This is a genomic window from Variovorax sp. YR752, from assembly GCF_943372545.1.
This window is the reverse complement of record NZ_CALRZC010000191.1, coordinates 1-16,556: the sequence shown is the minus strand read 5'-3', so window position 1 is coordinate 16,556 and position 16,556 is coordinate 1. Positions and strand designations below refer to the sequence as shown.

16 protein-coding genes and 1 pseudogene are annotated in these 16,556 nt (G+C 68.5%); 11 read left to right on the top strand and 6 right to left on the bottom strand.

Annotated elements, in window-relative coordinates:
• The coding region (locus tag AAG801_RS31395) for a LysR substrate-binding domain-containing protein (protein WP_341891908.1) at positions 1 to 660 on the top strand (660 nt) is incomplete at its 5' end.
• A 1-nt stretch (position 661) separates the two neighbouring features.
• On the opposite strand, the gene AAG801_RS31390 is transcribed toward AAG801_RS31395, so the two are convergent.
• Positions 662 to 1,231 carry a fasciclin domain-containing protein gene (locus AAG801_RS31390; RefSeq protein WP_341891907.1) on the bottom strand — a complete coding sequence of 190 codons (570 nt, stop codon included), beginning with the start codon at positions 1,229 to 1,231 and terminating at the stop codon, positions 662 to 664.
• Between the two features lie 423 nt (positions 1,232 to 1,654).
• On the opposite strand from AAG801_RS31390, the gene AAG801_RS31385 reads away from it, so the two are divergent.
• Positions 1,655 to 1,882, top strand: coding sequence for a hypothetical protein (locus AAG801_RS31385; protein ID WP_341891906.1), 228 nt, complete (start codon positions 1,655 to 1,657; stop codon positions 1,880 to 1,882).
• The gene (locus tag AAG801_RS31380) at positions 1,875 to 2,657 is read left to right on the top strand and encodes a hypothetical protein (protein ID WP_341891905.1); all 783 of its coding nucleotides are present in this window, start codon (positions 1,875 to 1,877) and stop codon (positions 2,655 to 2,657) included. The genes AAG801_RS31385 and AAG801_RS31380 overlap by 8 nt, the downstream gene beginning before the upstream one ends.
• Positions 2,658 to 2,674: 17 nt before the next feature.
• On the opposite strand, the gene AAG801_RS31375 is transcribed toward AAG801_RS31380, so the two are convergent.
• The 3 genes from AAG801_RS31375 to AAG801_RS31365 all read right to left on the bottom strand — a co-directional run bounded on the left by AAG801_RS31375 (position 2,675) and on the right by AAG801_RS31365 (position 7,007).
• Positions 2,675 to 3,946, bottom strand: coding sequence for an MFS transporter (locus AAG801_RS31375; protein WP_341891904.1), 1,272 nt, complete (start codon positions 3,944 to 3,946; stop codon positions 2,675 to 2,677).
• Positions 3,947 to 4,098: 152 nt separating this feature from the next.
• Positions 4,099 to 6,273 carry a malate synthase G gene (locus AAG801_RS31370; RefSeq protein WP_341891903.1) on the bottom strand — a complete coding sequence of 725 codons (2,175 nt, stop codon included), beginning with the start codon at positions 6,271 to 6,273 and terminating at the stop codon, positions 4,099 to 4,101.
• A gap of 56 nt (positions 6,274 to 6,329) precedes the next feature.
• The gene (locus AAG801_RS31365) at positions 6,330 to 7,007 is read right to left on the bottom strand and encodes a haloacid dehalogenase type II (RefSeq protein ID WP_341891902.1); all 678 of its coding nucleotides are present in this window, start codon (positions 7,005 to 7,007) and stop codon (positions 6,330 to 6,332) included.
• Between the two features lie 169 nt (positions 7,008 to 7,176).
• Between AAG801_RS31365 and hisC the strand changes: the two are divergent.
• Positions 7,177 to 8,160: pseudogene (gene hisC / locus AAG801_RS31360) on the top strand (histidinol-phosphate transaminase); the annotation flags it as partial.
• Between the two features lie 82 nt (positions 8,161 to 8,242).
• On the opposite strand, the gene AAG801_RS31355 reads toward hisC, so the two are convergent.
• Positions 8,243 to 8,983: an IclR family transcriptional regulator gene (locus tag AAG801_RS31355; protein ID WP_341891901.1), complete on the bottom strand. Its 741-nt coding sequence runs from the start codon at positions 8,981 to 8,983 to the stop codon at positions 8,243 to 8,245.
• Between the two features lie 89 nt (positions 8,984 to 9,072).
• Between AAG801_RS31355 and AAG801_RS31350 the strand changes: the two genes are divergently transcribed.
• The 4 genes from AAG801_RS31350 to AAG801_RS31335 all read left to right on the top strand — a co-directional run bounded on the left by AAG801_RS31350 (position 9,073) and on the right by AAG801_RS31335 (position 12,668).
• A complete protein-coding gene (locus AAG801_RS31350) occupies positions 9,073 to 10,008 on the top strand; it encodes a hydroxymethylglutaryl-CoA lyase (protein ID WP_341891900.1) in 936 nt (311 codons plus the stop codon).
• Positions 10,001 to 11,191 (top strand): CaiB/BaiF CoA-transferase family protein, encoded by a 1,191-nt coding sequence (locus AAG801_RS31345; protein WP_341891899.1) that lies wholly within the window; start codon positions 10,001 to 10,003, stop codon positions 11,189 to 11,191. Before AAG801_RS31350 ends, AAG801_RS31345 begins: the two co-directional genes overlap by 8 nt.
• A gap of 33 nt (positions 11,192 to 11,224) precedes the next feature.
• The gene (locus tag AAG801_RS31340; RefSeq protein WP_153280977.1) at positions 11,225 to 12,151 is read left to right on the top strand and encodes a LysR family transcriptional regulator; all 927 of its coding nucleotides are present in this window, start codon (positions 11,225 to 11,227) and stop codon (positions 12,149 to 12,151) included.
• Positions 12,152 to 12,215: 64 nt separating this feature from the next.
• Positions 12,216 to 12,668, top strand: coding sequence for a DUF2214 family protein (locus AAG801_RS31335; RefSeq protein WP_192194665.1), 453 nt, complete (start codon positions 12,216 to 12,218; stop codon positions 12,666 to 12,668).
• 85 nt (positions 12,669 to 12,753) lie between these two features.
• Here AAG801_RS31335 and AAG801_RS31330 read toward each other — a convergent pair whose 3' ends face one another.
• Positions 12,754 to 13,119, bottom strand: coding sequence for a hypothetical protein (locus tag AAG801_RS31330; RefSeq protein WP_341891898.1), 366 nt, complete (start codon positions 13,117 to 13,119; stop codon positions 12,754 to 12,756).
• Positions 13,120 to 13,251: 132 nt separating this feature from the next.
• Between AAG801_RS31330 and argS the strand changes: the two genes are divergently transcribed.
• From argS to AAG801_RS31315, 3 genes are all read left to right on the top strand, one after another.
• Positions 13,252 to 14,937, top strand: coding sequence for an arginine--tRNA ligase (gene argS / locus AAG801_RS31325; protein WP_341891897.1), 1,686 nt, complete (start codon positions 13,252 to 13,254; stop codon positions 14,935 to 14,937).
• Between the two features lie 14 nt (positions 14,938 to 14,951).
• Positions 14,952 to 15,719, top strand: coding sequence for an SPOR domain-containing protein (locus AAG801_RS31320; protein WP_341891896.1), 768 nt, complete (start codon positions 14,952 to 14,954; stop codon positions 15,717 to 15,719).
• 153 nt (positions 15,720 to 15,872) lie between these two features.
• Positions 15,873 to 16,517 (top strand): thiol:disulfide interchange protein DsbA/DsbL, encoded by a 645-nt coding sequence (locus tag AAG801_RS31315; protein ID WP_192194669.1) that lies wholly within the window; start codon positions 15,873 to 15,875, stop codon positions 16,515 to 16,517.
• The last annotated feature ends 39 nt before the right edge of the window (positions 16,518 to 16,556 follow it).

The following is a 16,556-nucleotide window of genomic DNA, read 5'->3' as shown; positions in this document are numbered from 1 at the left end:
GACGCCACCGCGAGCGTGCGCGCCAGCGCCGCGCCGCGGCAGGTGTCGATCACCTCCACGCCGGGTTTCGCCTCGCTGTGGCTCATTCCGAAGCTGGCGCGCTTCACCAGCACGCATCCGCAGGTCGACGTGCGCGTGTCGGCCACGCTCGACGTGCTCGACATGGAACGCAGCCGCATCGACGTGGCGGTGCGCTTCGTGCCCATCGGCCGCGGTGTGGGCCCGGCGCTGTTCGAGGAATCGTTGATCCCGCTGTGCGCGCCGCAGGTGGCCGCGTCGCTGCGCGAGCTGTCCGACTTTTCCAAGCTCACGCTGCTCACCATCGAATACCCCGACCACAGCGAAGCCCCGACCGCCGACTGGGAGCCGTGGCTCAAGGTGATGGGGCTGGAAGACCTGCGCATGAAGAGCACGCTGCGCTTCACGCAGTACGCCGATGCCGTGGCCGCCGCGGTGGCGGGGCAGGGCGTGGTCATCGGGCGCCTGCCGCTGCTGCGCGAACTGATGCGCGACGGTCGGCTCGTGGCGCCGCTCGGCGAGGGCGCGGCATCGCACCGCGGCTACTTCATCGAGATGTCGCGGCGCGCCGCGGGCAACCGCGACGCGCAGGATTTCGCACAGTGGCTGCGAGACGAAGCGGAGGCCGCGCAGCGGACCTGACTCAACCCGGCAGCAGCACCTTGTTGACGACGTGGATCACGCCGTTCGACTGGTAGACATTGGCGATCGTCACCGCGGCCGTGCCGCCCTTGGCATCGGTCACCCACACGGTGCCGCCGCTCAGCGTGGCCGTGAGCGTGCCGCCGCTCGCGGTCTTCAGCATCGCCTTGCCGCCGCCCGCGTTGATCGCGCTCGTCAGCGCCGCGCTGTCCATGCGACCGGGCACCACGTGGTAGGTCAGCACCTGGGTGAGCGTGGCCTTGTTCTCGGGCTTGAGCAGCGTGTCGACCGTGCCGGCCGGCAGTGCCGCGAACGAGGCGTTGGTCGGCGCGAACACCGTGAACGGGCCCGGGCTCTTGAGCGTGGCCACGAGGTCGGCCGCCTTCACCGCCGCGACCAGCGTCGTGTGGTCCTTCGAATTCACCGCGTTGTCGACGATGTCCTTCGTCGGGTACATCGGCGCACCGCCGACCATGGGGGTGGCGGCACTGCTGCTGGCATTGCTCATGCCACTGCCGGCGCACGCGCCGAGCAACACCGACACGCCGAGTGCGATCACGAGTTTTTTCATGGATGTCTCCTGGAAAGAAAGGGCTCTGTGGAAACCGCCAACAGCACGGAGGCGCGATGCGCTTGAGATGCCATACGGCGCGATGCGCCAAGCGGATTCAACCGGCGTGGGTTCAATGAACCCGAGGCACGCGACCGTGTCAGCTTTGCGCCACAGCACTGCGCGCCCCGCTTGCGCACGGCGCGAGCCCTCGCCAGAATCCGCCCTTCCTTTTTCAGCGACAGTTTTTTCCGACACCACGCACGGCGACGATCAACCTCCCGGGCGAGAACACCATTCAATGAACCGTTCACTGAACACCTGACGCACACCGACCGCCCCGGCCGGATGTGCACCTTCGCATCCGCCGCGGCCGAATCGACAAGGGCCCCGCGCGCAACTGCATTCGCCGGGGCCTTTTTGTTTCTTTCGGAGTGTGCGCACATGAGTGCTCAACGAAAGGCCCGCGACGACGACAAGCGTCTGGGCCGGTTCTACTTTGCGGTGCCCGCGTCGGCACCGCGCAATCCCGTGGTGGCCGCGATGGCCCGCCGCGAATCCAGCCAGGGCGCGGGCCGCCACCTGCGCACCCACCGCGCCGAGCGGCGCGCGCAGAAGGTGGCGCTGCAGAAGGCCGCGCGCGATTTCAGGCGGAGGGCCGACGATGCGTGACGACATGGACAAGGTGATCGTCGAGCGTCCGCGCGGCGGCTGGCGCGTGCAGGGCGATGGCCGCCCGTGGCGCAACAGCCCCGAGCGAGGTTCGCACCTGGGAATGAAGCGCGGCCTGCAGCATCCGAAGTGGCTGAGCGAAAACCTCCAGCCGCTCAAACGCTGGCTGCACAAGCAGGTGCACCGGCCGTGGGACAAGGTGTACGCCGAATTGTGCGCGGGCATCGATCGCCGCAGCACGGTGCAGGCGCACATCTTTCTGCACGTCGACGATTTCGTGGCGCGCGACGCGGTGATGTGCGACGGCGAAGTGCGGGTGCGGCCCTACCGCTGGGGAGACCGGCCCGGCGTGCCGCTGCACGAAGCGCCGGGCGTCGAGCTGTTCGTGCATCCGGTCACCGGCATCCTGTTGCCGAACCGGCGATTGCGCGAAGCGCGTGCGGCGCGTCGTGTGGACCGGGCCGGGCGGCGCGGCGACACGCCGTATGCGGTCTACCACGTGATCGACGAAAGCACGCAGTGGCACTGCGTCGAGGGTTGCTGGTTCGAGGTCGTGCTGGCGCAGTTTCCCGAGCGCACAAGCGCGGCGCAGCCAGAGCCCAAGTGCTACGACGTGCTGCGCCGCTGCATGGTCACGCGCTGCGGTGCGGCGCGACGTTCCGCGCCGGGCCTGCCCACGCACTTCGACATGTACGGGCGTCACGATGTCTATGCCGTCGCCAAGCGCCAGCTGAGCCGACGCGAGGTGCGGGCGCGGTTGGGTGATGTGACGTGAGGCAGCGTGATCGGCGATCAGGGCGTCGGACGCACCGGCACCTTCGCCCGCGGCAGCAGCAGAAACGCCAACGTCCCCGCCGCCAGCATCCCGCTCACCGTGAGGAACACCGCGCGGAACGGCTCGGTGCCGTGGGCGACGGCCCAGGAGGCGGCGACGCCGGTGGTCCATTGCATCAGCGAGACGCCGAGGAACATCGCCATGTTGAGCAGCGCCATCGCGCGGCCGGTCACCGCCGCCGGATAGGCGTTCTTGGTGTACGCGTACAGCAGCACGCTGTAGCCCGACAACAGGCCGTAGACGATCGGCAGGCCGATGTCGATGGCGCGCGATTGCGTGAGGGCCATGGCGGCGAACATTGCTGCGCCGGCGAAGGCGCAGCGCATCATCCAGCGCGTGCGGCGCGCACCGCCGGGGTCGAGGCGGCCGAACAGCATGGGGCTGGCCATGCCGGCGACGGTCATCACCAGCGCCACGTTGCCGCTGGCCACGAGCGAGAGGCCGTGGCGGTAGTGCAGCACGGGGCCGAGCCACAGGCCGCGCAGCGTGATGAAGGCGGCATACGACACGCAGGCGAAGCACAGCAGGCCGAGGGTGTGCGGCATGGCGAACAGCGGCAGCAGGTCGCGCACGGCCTGGCGCAGCGACTGGCGTTCGGGCGCGGGTGCGTCCGGTGCGAGCGCTGCGGGCGTGCGTGCGGGCTCGTGCACGCGCCAGAAGATGACGATCCACGAGAGCACGGCGAAGGCGGTCAGCACGGCATAGCCGGCGCGCCACGACGCGGCCTCGATCAGCAGCGCCAGCGGCGTGCCGGTGAACACGATGCCCAGGCCCGCGAGGCTCATCACCAGCCCCGACATGGCGGTGAAGCGCGAGGCCTCGAAGTGCCGCGCGATGAACACGGTGCAGGCCAGGAAGGCCGGCGCGCAGCCCACGCCGATCAGCGCCTGCCCCAGCAGCAGCGCACCGAAGCCCGGTGCCACGGTGCACAACGCGGCGCCCGCGATGGCGAGCGGAAAGGCGGTGAGCACGGTGCGGCGCACGCCGAAGTGGTCGATCGACACGCCCATCGCGAGCTGCATGATGCCGAAGGTGAAATGGAAGGTGCCGGCCCAGGTGCCGAGCGCCTGCGGCGTGAGGCCGAAGTGCTGCGTGAGCGGCGTGGCCATCATGGCGCCGACGGTGCGAAAGGCCTGGCTCAGCGCGAAGGCGGTGGCCAGTGCGACCAGCATGCCGGCGGCCGAGGTCGACCAGCGGGTCGGGGACGGCGATGCCGCGTGCTTGTTCATCGAAAGAGACGGAGACCGGAGAGAGAAAAGGAAGGCGGCGTCGATGCTACCGGCATGTCGCGCACCATGCAGAACGGCGCCCGAGGGCGCCGTTCGTTTGCTGTCTCCGAGGCGTCAGCGCCAGCGGTTGCCGGCACTGCGCAGGGCGCGCGTCAGGCCGCGGCCTTGACCTTCAGGCGCCAGGCGTGCAGCAGCGGCTCGGTGTAGCCGCTGGGCTGCTCGATGCCCTTGAACACGAGGTCTTGCGCGGCCTTGTAGGCGGCCGAGGTGTCGAAGTGGCCAGCCATCGGCTGGTACAGCGCGTCGCCGGCGTTCTGCTCGTCGACCACCTTGGCCATGCGCTGGAAGGCCTCGTCGACCTGCGCCTTCGTGACCACGCCGTGCAGCAGCCAGTTGGCGATGTGCTGGCTCGAGATGCGCAGCGTGGCGCGGTCTTCCATGAGGCCGACGTTGTGGATGTCGGGCACCTTCGAGCAGCCCACGCCCTGGTCGACCCAGCGCACCACGTAGCCCAGGATGCCCTGCACGTTGTTGTCGATTTCCTGTTGCTTCTCGGCGTCGGTCCACTTGGCTTCGGCAGCGATCGGCACCTGCAGCAGCGCGTTCAGGATGTTCTCGCGCTCGCCTTCGGCGTCGATCTTTTCCAGCTCTTGCTGCACCGCGGTCACGCTGACCTGGTGGTAGTGCAGTGCGTGCAGCGTGGCGGCGGTGGGCGAGGGCACCCAGGCGGTGTTGGCGCCGGCCTTGGGGTGCGCGATCTTCTGTTCGAGCATCGCGGCCATCAGGTCGGGCATGGCCCACATGCCCTTGCCGATCTGCGCCTTGCCGCGCAGGCCGCAGTTCAGGCCGACGAGCACGTTGTTCTTTTCGTAGGCACCGATCCAGGCGCTGGACTTCATGTCGCCCTTGCGGATCATCGGGCCGCCCTGCATGGCGGTGTGCATCTCGTCGCCGGTGCGATCGAGGAAGCCGGTGTTGATGAAGGCCACGCGCGCAGCGGCCTCGGCGATGCAGGCCTGCAGGTTCACGCTGGTGCGGCGCTCCTCGTCCATGATGCCGAGCTTGACGGTGTTGGCGGGCAGGCCGAGCAGCTGCTCGACGCGGCCGAACAGCTCGCTGGCAAAGGCGACCTCGGCCGGGCCGTGCATCTTGGGCTTCACGATGTAGATGCTGCCGGTGCGCGAGTTGCCCTTGCGCTTGACGTCGATCATCGCGATGGTGGTGGTGACCACGGCGTCCAGGATGCCTTCGGGGATTTCCTTGCCGCCTTCGTACAGGATGGCCGGGTTGGTCATCAGGTGGCCCACGTTGCGCAGGAACATCAGCGAGCGGCCGTGCAGCTTCAGCGGCTGGCCGTTGGCGCCGGTGTATTCGCGGTCAGCGTTCAGGCCGCGCCTGAAGGTCTTGCCGCCCTTGGCGACTTCTTCGGTCAGCGTGCCCTGCACGATGCCCAGCCAGTTCGCGTACGCGACGACCTTGTCGGCCGCGTCGACCACGGCCACCGAGTCTTCCAGGTCGAGGATGGTCGAGAGCGCGGCTTCGAGCACGAGGTCGCTCACGCCGGCCGCATCGCTCTTGCCGATGGCGGTGCTGCGGTCGATGCGGATGTCCAGGTGGATGCCGTTGTGCTTGAGCAGCACCGACGACGGCGCGGCCGCGTCGCCCTGGTAGCCGATGAACTGCGACGCATCGGCCAGGCCGGTGGTGCTGCTCTGCAGCGCGACGACCAGCTGGCCGTCCTTCACGCTGTAGCCGGTGGCGTTCTTGTGCGAGCCGTTGGCCAGCGGTGCGGCCTGGTCGAGCACATTGCGCGCGAACTCGATGACCTTGGCGCCGCGCACGGGGTTGTAGCCCTTGCCCTTTTCGGCGCCGCCGGTTTCGGGAATGGCGTCGGTGCCGTACAGCGCGTCGTACAGCGAACCCCAGCGCGCGTTGGCGGCGTTGAGGGCGTAGCGTGCGTTCAGGATCGGCACCACCAGCTGCGGGCCGGCCTGCAGCGCGAGTTCGGAGTCGACGTTGGCCGTGGTGGCCTTCACGCCCTTGGGCTGCGGCAGCAGGTAGCCGATCTTTTCCAGGAAGGCGCGGTAGGCCGGCATGTCGGCGATCGGGCCGGGGTTCTTCTTGTGCCAGGCGTCGAGTTCGCTCTGCAGGCGGTCGCGCTCGGCGAGCAGGGCGACGTTCTTGGGCGCGAGGTCATGGACGATGGCGTCGAAGCCCTTCCAGAACACGTCGCTGGCCACGCCGCTGGCGGGCAGGACTTTTTCTTCGACGAAGCGGTGCAGTTCGGTCGCGACCTGGAGTCGGTGGGCGGTGGTGCGGTCGGTCATGTGTTTTCTCCTTGGGAACGCAATGCAAAAAAAATGGAAATCGGGGAGGGCCTTGGTCAGAAGAAGGCGAGCACGTCGCGCAGGCTCTGGCCGGTGCGCTCGGGGGACGTGCCCAGTTCTTCGAAAGGCAGTTGGTAGCGGTTGACCCAGAGCGTGCGAAATCCGTACCAGGTGGCGCCCAGGGCGTCCCAGCCGTTGCAGCTCACGAAGGCGATCTGCGCGGGCGGCAGGCCGGTGGCCGTGACGCCGAGCCGGTAGGCCTCGGGATGGGTCTTGTACTTGCGGATGCCGTCCACGCTCAGCACGTGGTCGAGCAGGCCGTGCAGGCCGGCGCTGCGCACGGCGGCGTCGAGCATGCCGGGGTCGCCGTTCGACAGGATGCCGGTGACCACGCCGCGCGCCTTCAGCGCCTGCAGCACTTCGCGGCTTTCTTCGAAGGCGGCGAGCGTGCGGTAGGCGTCCATCAGCTCCTGCTCGGCGGCGTCGCTCAGTGCCAGGCCCAGCCGCTTGGCGCTGTAGCGCAGGGCGGCGCGCGTGAGTTCGCTGAACGGGCGGTAGTGCGCGCCGTCGTTGCTGGTGGTCACGAGGCGGGTGTATTCGATCTGCTTGTCGCGCCAGGCCACGGCCAGCGCGGGCCCCTGGCCGGGGAACAGGCGCTCGGCCGCCTGCCCGACGCTGTACACGTCGAACAGGGTGCCGTAAGCGTCAAAGAGAACTGCCCCAGGTGAAGCCATGCGAGAACTGTATTCGATACTTTGCGAGCCAGTAAGAGCCGAAAGTGAGATTTATCTGTGACAAAAATGCATGTAATCGATGGAGGCCACAGCGCAGCGTCAAAGGGTAGGCCCTGAGGCCGGGGCGGTGGCAGCTGTATATATTTAACTTCTTAAATAATCAGCTCCCGCCGCAATGATCCTCCTGGCTTCCAACGAAAACCCGCTCGGCATGCCCGAGTCGGCCCGCCGCGCCGCCGCTGCCGCCCTCGAAGGCGCGGGCAACTACCCCGACAGCAACGGCACGGCGCTCAAGCAGGCGCTGGCCGCGCGGCTCGACGTGCCGCCCGAATGGCTCACGCTGGGCAGCGGATCGAGCGAGATTCTCGAACTGGCGGCGCAGGTCAGCCTGAAGCCGGGCGAGAACGTCGTCTATTCGCAGTACGGTTTCATCGTCTACGCGGCGGCCACGGCGCACGCCCACGCGCGCGCCACCGTCGTGCCCTCGCGCGACTTCGGCCACGACCTGGACGCGATGCGCGCCGCCATCGGCGACGACACGAAGCTCGTCTTTGTCGCCAACCCGAACAACCCGACCGGCACCTTCATCGATGCTGCGCCGCTGCGCGACTTTCTGCAATCGGTGCCCGCGCATGTGACGGTGCTGCTCGACGAGGCCTACACCGAGTACCTCGCGCCCGCGCAGCGCTACGACAGCATCGAGTGGGTGCGCCGCCTGCCGAACCTGATCGTGGCCCGCACCTTCTCCAAGGCCTTCGGCCTGGCGGGGCTGCGCATCGGCTACGGCGTGTCGCAGCCGGCGCTCACGGCGCGCATGAACGCGCAGCGCCCGCGCTTCAACGTGACGACGCCGGCCCAGGCCGCGGCCGTGGCGGCGCTGGGCGACGCGGACTTTCTGGCGCGCACCTATGAACTCAACACCGCCGGGCGCGACCAGCTTGCCGCGGGCTTCACCGCGCTGGGCCTGCCGTACGTTCCGTCGTCGGGCAACTTCCTGATGGTGCAGGTCGGCGATGCGTCCGCCGTGCACGCGCGCCTGCTGGCCGCCGGCATCGAGGTTTCGCTGCTTGGCCCGTATGGCCTGCCGCAATGGCTGCGCGTGAGCATCGGGCTGCCGGCGCAGAACGAGGCGTTGCTGGCGGCGCTGCGCTGAGCGATGCGCCGCGGCTTTTTTCAAAGGCCGCGTGCCCCCATCCCAACCTTCCCCCGGAAGGGGAAGGAGCAAGACCGTCAGGTCACACCTGCCCGCAAAGTTCCTTCGCCGCTGCGCGCACGGGCTCGATGTAGCTCTCGTCGTAGCGGTGCGTCGGCATCGTCAACGTGACTGCCGCGGCCAAGCTGCCATCCGCATGGAACACCGGCGCCGAGATGCCCGCGAGCTCGGCCGTGCGATCGCCCACCAGCGCGCAATAGCCTTGCGCGCGGATCGCGTCGTACAACTTGCGCTCCTTCGCGCCGCGCGGCCGTTCGGCCTCGGGCCCGAAGGCGATCAGCACGCGCGCGCCCGCGCCCCGGTCGTTGGGCAGCAGGTCGCCCGCGCGCACGTGGTCGCGCACTACATGCGACGAATCGACGCGGAACTGGCACAGCCGCACCCAGCTGTCGCCCTGGTCCTGCCGCACGTGGTATGCCGCGCTCTCGCCGGTGGCCGCGGCCAGCGTGCGCAGCACCGGCAGCACGAGGCGGTCGAGCGACTGCGACGCTGCATACAGCCCGTGCAGCCGCGCGATCTCCAGCCCCAGCGCATAGCGCCCGTCGTCCTGCCGGCGGATGAGCCGTGCATGTTCGAGCGAGGCCAGCAGCCGCAGCACCGTGCTCTTGTAGAGCTGCGTGCGCTCGGCAAACTGCGCGAGCGACAGCGCCTCGTCGCCGGGCTGGAAGGCCGACAGCAGGCTCAGCGCACGGTCGACCGCGGCGGCGCCGCCGGGGGCGGCGTTGAGGTCGGACACCGATTCGTTCTGGGCTTTGCGGGGCATGGCGTGGCTTGACAGTCGGCAGGCTTGCCGATTTAATTCTATTTAACAGAATGTAGTTCTGCAAGATAGAACAGTCAAGGAAGCACCCGATGACCTCCCCCGACGTCCTCATCAGCGAGGTCGGTCCGCGCGACGGCCTGCAATCCGTGAAGGCCACCATGCCCACGGCCGACAAGCTGCGCTGGATCGACGCGCTGTACGCCGCCGGCGTGCGCGAGATCGAGGTCGCCTCGTTCGTGCCCGCGAAGCTGCTGCCGCAGATGGCCGACGCCGCCGAGGTGGTGCGCCACGCGGTCACGCTGCCCGGCCTCGTGGTGATGGCGCTGGTGCCCAACCGCAAGGGCGCACAGGCTGCGCTCGAAGCCGGCGTGCACAAGCTCACGATGCCGGTGTCGGCCAGCGTGGCGCACTCGCTGGCCAACGTGCGCAAGACGCCGACCGAGATGGTCGAAGAGGTGCGCGCCATTGCCGAGCTGCGCCGCGCCATCGCGCCGCAGGTGAAGCTCGAGGCCGGCATCTCCACCGCCTTCGGCTGCACGCTGCAGGGACTGGTGCCCGAAGACGACGTGATCCGCCTCGCCGCGCAATGCATCGAGGCCGGCGCCGACGAATCGGGCCTGTCCGACACCGTGGGCTACGCCAACCCCGCGCAGGTGCGCCGCCTCTTCAAGCGGCTGCGCGCCGAGATCGGCGTGCACGCGGGCGCCGCCCACATGCACAACACGCGCGGCCTGGGCATCGCGAACTGCCTGGCGGCGTGGGACGAGGGCGTGCGCACCTTCGACGCCTCGCTCGGCGGCCTCGGCGGTTGCCCCTATGCGCCGGGTGCGTCGGGCAATGCGGTCACCGAAGACCTCGTCTTCATGTTCGAAGCCATGGGCGTGCGCACCGGCATCGATCTCGAAAAACTCATCGCGGCGCGCGCGCCGCTCAAGGCCGGCCTGCCCGGTGAGCCGGTCTACGGCATGGCGCCCGAAGCCGGCCTGCCCAAGGGCTTTGTCCAGGAACACATTGCACATGTCTGAAGCCAATCCCTTGCCTTACGCCGGCGTGCGCGTCGTCGAGTTCACCCACATGGTCATGGGCCCGACCTGCGGCCTGTTGCTGGCCGACCTGGGCGCCGAGGTCATCAAGGTCGAGCCCATCGAGGGCGACAACACGCGCCGCCTGCTGGGCTCGGGCTCGGGCTTCTTCCCGACCTTCAACCGCAACAAGAAGAGCATCGCGCTCGACCTGAAGAAGCCCGAGGGCGTGGAAGCCGCGCTGCGCCTCATCGCCACCGCCGACATCGTGAGCGAGAACTTCAAGCCCGGCACGATGAAGAAGCTGGGGCTCGACTACGACACGCTGGCCAAGCTCAACCCGCGCCTCATCTACGTGAGCCACAAGGGCTTTCTGCCAGGCCCGTACGACCACCGCACTGCCCTCGACGAGGTGGTGCAGATGATGGGCGGCCTGGCCTACATGACCGGCCGCGCGGGCGACCCGCTGCGCGCGGGCACCAGCGTGAACGACATCATGGGCGGCATGTTCGGCGCCATCGGTGCGATGGCTGCGCTGCGCCAGCGCGAGCTCACCGGCAAGGGCTGTGAGGTGCAGTCCGCGCTGTTCGAGAACAACGTGTTCCTGGTCGCGCAGCACATGATGCAGTTCGCCGCCACGGGCAAGGCCGCCGACCCGATGCCCAGCCGCATCTCGGCCTGGGCCGTGTACGACGTGTTCACCGTGAAGGACGGCGAGCAGATCTTCCTGGCGGCGGTGAGCGACAAGCAGTGGGCCATCTTCTGCAAGGCCTTCGGCCTCGAGGAGATGCTGGCCGACCCGCGCCTGAAGACCAACAACGACCGTGTGCGCGCGCGCGACTGGATGATGCCGATCCTGCGCTCGCACCTCGCGAACCACAGCGCGGCCGAGCTCAGCGCGGTGTTCGAGCAGAACGAGCTGCCCTTCGCGCCCATCACCAAGCCGCAGGAATTGTTCGACGACCCGCACCTCAATGCCACCGGCGGCCTTGCGCCCGTGCGCATGAACGACGGCCACATGGCCAAGGTGCCGCTCGCGCCGTTCACGCTGGGCGGCGAGCGCCCCGGCATCCGGCTGCAGCCGCCGCACATCGGCGAGCACAGCGAGGCGCTGCTGAAGGAAGTGGGCTACAGCGACGATGACATCGCCGCGCTGCGGGCGCAGGGCGTCACGGCCGGCGATTGAGTCGGCGGTGGCGGGCGATATAGTTCCCGCGCCATGGACCGCCTCAAGCAGCTCGAATCCTTTGTCTCGGTCGCGACCCGCGGCAGCCTCACCGCGGCGGCCAAGGCGGAAGGCGTGGCGCCCGCGATCATGGGCCGGCGCATCGACGCGCTCGAAGAGCGCCTGGGCGTCAAGCTGCTGGTGCGCACCACGCGCCGCATCACGCTCACGCACGAAGGCAGCGCTTTCCTCGAAGACTGCCAGCGCCTGCTGACCGAGTTCGCGAACGCCGAGGCCAGCGTGAGCGCCGGCGGCGTGAAGGCCAGCGGCCACCTGCGCGTGACGGCGCCGGCCGGCTTCGGCCGCCGCCACGTCGCGCCGCTGGTGCCGCGCTTTCATGCGCTGCATCCCGAGGTGACGATCTCGCTGAACCTCAGCGACCGCGTGGTCGACGTCACGGGCGAGAGCTTCGATTGCGCCGTGCGCGTGGGCGACCTGCCCGACTCGTCGCTGGTGAGCGTGCGCCTGGCCGACAACCGCCGCCGCTGCGTGGCCACGCCCGAATTCCTGCGCCGCCATGGCACGCCGAAGCACCCGGGCGAGCTGTCGCGCTTTGCCTGCCTCACGCTGTCGAGCGACGCCTCGCAGACGCGCGGCTGGGCCTTTCGCATTACCAATGAAGAGGGCGCGCAGGAACTCATCCACCTGCGCCCCAGCGGCCCGCTCGATTGTTCCGACGGCCAGGTGCTGCACGACTGGTGCCTCGCGGGCCACGGCATCGCCTGGCGCAGCACCTGGGAGGTCGAGGCCGAGATCGACGCCGGCCTGCTCGTGCCCCTGCTCGACGACTTCGCCGCGCCGCCCAACGGCATCTATGCGGTGTTCGCAGGCGCCAAGCACCTGCCGCTGCGCGTGCGACTGTGGCTTGATTTCCTCAAAGCGCAGTACGGGCAGCCGGAATTCTGGGGCGGGCGGTCCTGAAATCGTGACCGGGCGGCACAATGCTTTTTGCATTTGCTTGCAACCCCGATGAAGAAAGTTTCCGATGACCCTCGAAGCCATCCTCGCCTACCTGCATCTGTTGGCCATCCTCACGATGGTCGTGTTCATCTCCAGTGAAGCCGCGCTGTGCCGCGTGCAATGGCTCAATGCCGCCGTGGTCGAGCGGCTGGCCAAGGTCGACATGGTCTACGGCATCGCCGCCATCGCGGTGCTGGCCACCGGCATCGCACGCACGTGGTGGGGCGTGAAGGGCACGGCCTGGTACTGGACCAACCCGCTGCTGCACGTGAAGCTCACGCTGTTCATCATCGTGGGCGTGCTGTCGATCTTTCCGACGCTGACTTATTTCCGCTGGCGCAAGACGCTGCGTTCCACGGGCAAGCTGCCCGCGGAGGCCGACATCCTGAAGACGCGCAAGCTGGTGATGATCCAGGCGCACCTGATCGCGCTGATCCCGCTGGTCGCGGTGTTCCTGGCGCGCGGCTTCGGCAAGTAATCAACACCAAAGACAAAAGAAAAGGCCCGCACGAGCGGGCCCTTCGGGAGTAACAAATGTCAGCGCCACACGGCGCTGCGCCGGATCAGGCCTTGGCGGCGCCGGCTTCGCACTTCTTCATGAAGCTGTTCTTGGCGGCACCGGCCAGGGCCTTGCCGTTCTTGTCGATGGCCTTGGCGGCGCAGGCGGGCGCGGCGGCTTCCTTGGTGCACTTCTTCATGAAGCTGTTCTTGGCAGCGCCGGCCAGGGGCTTGCCGTTCTTGTCGATGGCCTTGGCATCGCAGCTGGCACCACCGGCGGGCGCGGCCGCGGCGGCAGGGGCTGCCGCAGGTGCGGCGGCTGCGGCAGGGGCCACGACCGGTGCGGGTGCCTTGTCCTGCGCGTAGGCGCTGAACGACAGGCAGGCGCCGAGCGCGATGGTGGAGGCGACCAGGGAAAGGAGCTTCTTCATGATGGATATGTCCTTGCAAGGTTGGGTTGTGACAGACGCCCCGCCTTGGGGCCGACCATCCTAACGGGCGACATCGCCCATCGGATGACGATCGTTAACTGGGTCCGGGTTTGCCCCCGGTAAAATTCACAGATGCTATTGGTCAAACAGGAGCTGCTCGCGGCGCTCGCGAACACGCTCGAAACCCTCTCTCCCGGCGCCGGTGCCAAAGCCGCGTTCGAGTCGCCCAAGGTGGCGGCGCACGGCGATTTCGCCAGCACCGCCGCCATGCAACTCGCCAAGCCGCTGGGGCGCAAGCCCCGCGAACTGGCCGACGAACTGAGCGCTGCGCTGCTCGCCACCCCCGCTTTCGGCCAATGGGTCGAGGCGATCGAGATCGCCGGCCCCGGCTTCCTCAACATCCGCCTCAAGGCCGCCGCCAAGCAGCAGATCGTGCGCGAAGTGCTGGACGCCGGCGAAGCCTTCGGCCGCCAGCCGGCCACGGGCCAGAAGGTGCTGGTCGAGTTCGTGTCGGCCAACCCGACCGGCCCGCTGCACGTCGGCCACGGCCGCCAGGCGGCGCTGGGCGACGCCATCTGCAACCTGCAGGCCTCGCAGGGCGAGAGCGTGTGGCGCGAGTTCTATTACAACGACGCCGGCGTGCAGATCCAGACGCTGGCCAACAGCACGCAGCTGCGCGCCAAGGGCTTCAAGCCCGGCGACCCCGAGTGGCCCAGCGGCGAAAAAGCCCCGGCCTACAACGGCGACTACATCGCCGACATCGCCGAAGACTTCAAGGCGAAGAAGACCGTCAAGTCGGACGACCGCGAGTACACCGCCAGCGGCAATATCGACGACCTGGACAGCATCCGCGAATTCGCCGTGGCCTACCTGCGCCGCGAGCAGGACCTCGATCTGCAGGCCTTCCGCGTGCGCTTCGACAACTACTACCTCGAGTCCAGCCTCTACACCAGCGGCCGCGTCGAGGCGGCCGTGGCCAAGCTCGTGGCCGCCGGCAAGACCTACGAACAGGATGGCGCGCTGTGGCTGAAGTCGACCGACTACGGCGACGACAAAGACCGCGTGATGAAGAAGCAGGACGGCACGTACACGTACTTCGTGCCCGACGTCGCGTACCACATCGCCAAGTGGGAGCGCGGCTTCCACAAGGTCGTGAACATCCAGGGCACCGATCACCACGGCACCATCGCGCGCGTGCGCGCCGGCCTGCAGGCCGCGGGTGAAGGCATTCCCGAGGGCTACCCCGACTACGTGCTGCACACCATGGTGCGCGTCATGAAGGGCGGCGAAGAGGTCAAGATCAGCAAGCGCGCCGGCAGCTACGTCACGCTGCGCGACCTGATCGAGTGGACCAGCACCGATGCCGTGCGCTTCTTTTTGCTCAGCCGCAAGCCCGACACCGAATACACCTTCGACGTCGACCTCGCGGTGGCCAAGAACAACGACAACCCCGTGTACTACGTGCAGTACGCCCACGCGCGCATCTGCTCGGTGCTCGCGGCCTGGGGCGGCGACGTGGCCACGCTCAAGGCGGTCGACCTGTCGCCGCTGGACAGCCCGGCGGCCCAGGCGCTGATGTTGCTGCTGGCCAAGTACCCGGCCATGCTGACGGCAGCGGCGAAGGATTTCGCTCCGCACGACGTGACTTTCTACCTGCGCGAACTCGCGGCCAGCTACCACAGCTACTACGATGCCGAGCGCATCCTGGTGGACGACGAGCCGGTCAAGCTGGCGCGTCTTGCACTCGTCGCAGCGGCTGCGCAGGTGCTGCACAATGGCCTCGCGATCCTCGGCGTCAGTGCGCCGAGCAAGATGTGAATCACCCTCTGAACATGAAGAAGACAAGCAGACAACGCGGCAACATCGTCATCGGACTCATCATCGGTCTGGTGCTCGGTCTGGGCGTCGCCCTGGGCATCGCGGTCTACGTCACCAAGGTGCCGATCCCGTTCGTCAACAAGACGCAACGCGGCGGTGCCGAGCAGGACGAAGCCGAAGCCCGCAAGAACCGCGACTGGGACCCGAACGCACCGCTGGCCGGCAAGGCCGGCGCGCCCAAGCCGGCTGCCACGCCGCCGGCCGCCACGGCCACCGGCCCGGTCAACCCGATCACCGGCGCCCCCGTCACCGTGGCACCGGGCACGCCGCCCACCGCCGCCGCGCCCGTCACCGCGCCCGCCCCTGTGGTGGTGGCGCCCAAGCCGGCGCGCCCCGCGCCGGTGCCGGCCGAAGCCAACGCCCTGCCGTCGTCGAACGATCCGCTGGGCGACCTCGCCCGGGCCCGTTCGGGTGGCGGCAGCACGACCACCGCGTCCGCCGCGCCGAGCCACACGGCCGCCGCACCGTCGCCGTCGGGTGCCGACCCCTTCATGTACTTCGTGCAGGCCGGCGCCTTCCGCACCACCGACGACGCCGAGGCGCAACGCGCCAAGCTGTCGCTGATGGGCGTCGAGGCCAAGGTCACCGAGCGCGAGCAGGCCGGTCGCACGGTCTACCGCGTGCGCGCCGGTCCGTTCAACAAGAAGGACGACGCCGACCGGCTCAAGGAACGGCTCGACGGCGGCGGTCTTGAATCGGCGCTGGTGCGCGTGCAGCGCTGACCAACGTCTTTCTTGAACAGCCTTTAAGCTCTCGCCCGCGCGGCATCTGCCGCACGCTGTTTTGTCAATTCCAGCGCCTCGGGCGCGCCGCCGACGGGGAACTCCCGGCAGCGCGCCGGCTCTGTCTGCGGTACCCACAGGAGAACCTTTTCCATGAAACGTCGTGACTTTTCGCTGGCCGCCACTTCGATCGGGCTGCTTTCGCTGGCTGCCGTTCCGGCACACGCCCAGCGCGCCCCCAAGGCCGGCACCGATTTCCTCGTGCTCGACAAGCGCGTGCCGGTCGATGCACCGGCCGGCAAGATCGAGGTGGTCGAGTTCTTCTCGTACAACTGCCCGCATTGCAACGACTTCGAGCCCTCGCTCGAAGCCTGGGTCAAGGCAGCCCCGAAGGAAGTGGCGTTCCGCCGCATCCCGGTGCCCTTCGTGGGCAACGACGTCGAGGCCAAGCAGCGCCTGTACTTCACGCTCGAAGCCATGGGCAAGCTGGAGGAATACCACTCGAAGGTGTTCGCCGCGATCCACGCGCAGCGCCAGAACCTGAACGGCGAAGCCAACATCCAGGCCTGGGCCGAGCGTGCCGGCCTCGACGGCGCCAAGTTCAAGGAAACCTTTGCGTCCTTCGGCGTGGCCAGCAAGGCCCGCCGCGCCGCGCAACAGACCGAGGCCTACAAGGTCGCCGGCGTGCCGGCCCTGGCCGTGGCAGGCCGCTGGTATGTCGACGGCGAAACCGCCGGCAGCATGGCCAAGGTGCTGCAGGTCGCGACCTTCCTGACCGGCGAAGCCAAGAAGGGCTGACCGACCCCGCGACCTCATTTCTGGTCGAATGCAAGGCCC

Coding starts and splice junctions, on each gene's coding strand:
- AAG801_RS31330 (WP_341891898.1), bottom strand. CDS start 13,119: ATGAAGAAGCTCCTTTCCCTGGTCGCCTCCACCATCGCGCTCGGCGCC.
- AAG801_RS31380 (WP_341891905.1), top strand. CDS start 1,875: ATGCGTGACGACATGGACAAGGTGATCGTCGAGCGTCCGCGCGGCGGC.
- AAG801_RS31390 (WP_341891907.1), bottom strand. CDS start 1,231: ATGAAAAAACTCGTGATCGCACTCGGCGTGTCGGTGTTGCTCGGCGCG.
- AAG801_RS31370 (WP_341891903.1), bottom strand. CDS start 6,273: ATGACCGACCGCACCACCGCCCACCGACTCCAGGTCGCGACCGAACTG.
- AAG801_RS31365 (WP_341891902.1), bottom strand. CDS start 7,007: ATGGCTTCACCTGGGGCAGTTCTCTTTGACGCTTACGGCACCCTGTTC.
- AAG801_RS31355 (WP_341891901.1), bottom strand. CDS start 8,983: ATGCCCCGCAAAGCCCAGAACGAATCGGTGTCCGACCTCAACGCCGCC.
- AAG801_RS31335 (WP_192194665.1), top strand. CDS start 12,216: ATGACCCTCGAAGCCATCCTCGCCTACCTGCATCTGTTGGCCATCCTC.
- AAG801_RS31340 (WP_153280977.1), top strand. CDS start 11,225: ATGGACCGCCTCAAGCAGCTCGAATCCTTTGTCTCGGTCGCGACCCGC.
- AAG801_RS31350 (WP_341891900.1), top strand. CDS start 9,073: ATGACCTCCCCCGACGTCCTCATCAGCGAGGTCGGTCCGCGCGACGGC.
- argS (WP_341891897.1), top strand. CDS start 13,252: ATGCTATTGGTCAAACAGGAGCTGCTCGCGGCGCTCGCGAACACGCTC.
- AAG801_RS31320 (WP_341891896.1), top strand. CDS start 14,952: ATGAAGAAGACAAGCAGACAACGCGGCAACATCGTCATCGGACTCATC.
- AAG801_RS31345 (WP_341891899.1), top strand. CDS start 10,001: ATGTCTGAAGCCAATCCCTTGCCTTACGCCGGCGTGCGCGTCGTCGAG.
- AAG801_RS31315 (WP_192194669.1), top strand. CDS start 15,873: ATGAAACGTCGTGACTTTTCGCTGGCCGCCACTTCGATCGGGCTGCTT.
- AAG801_RS31385 (WP_341891906.1), top strand. CDS start 1,655: ATGAGTGCTCAACGAAAGGCCCGCGACGACGACAAGCGTCTGGGCCGG.
- AAG801_RS31375 (WP_341891904.1), bottom strand. CDS start 3,946: ATGAACAAGCACGCGGCATCGCCGTCCCCGACCCGCTGGTCGACCTCG.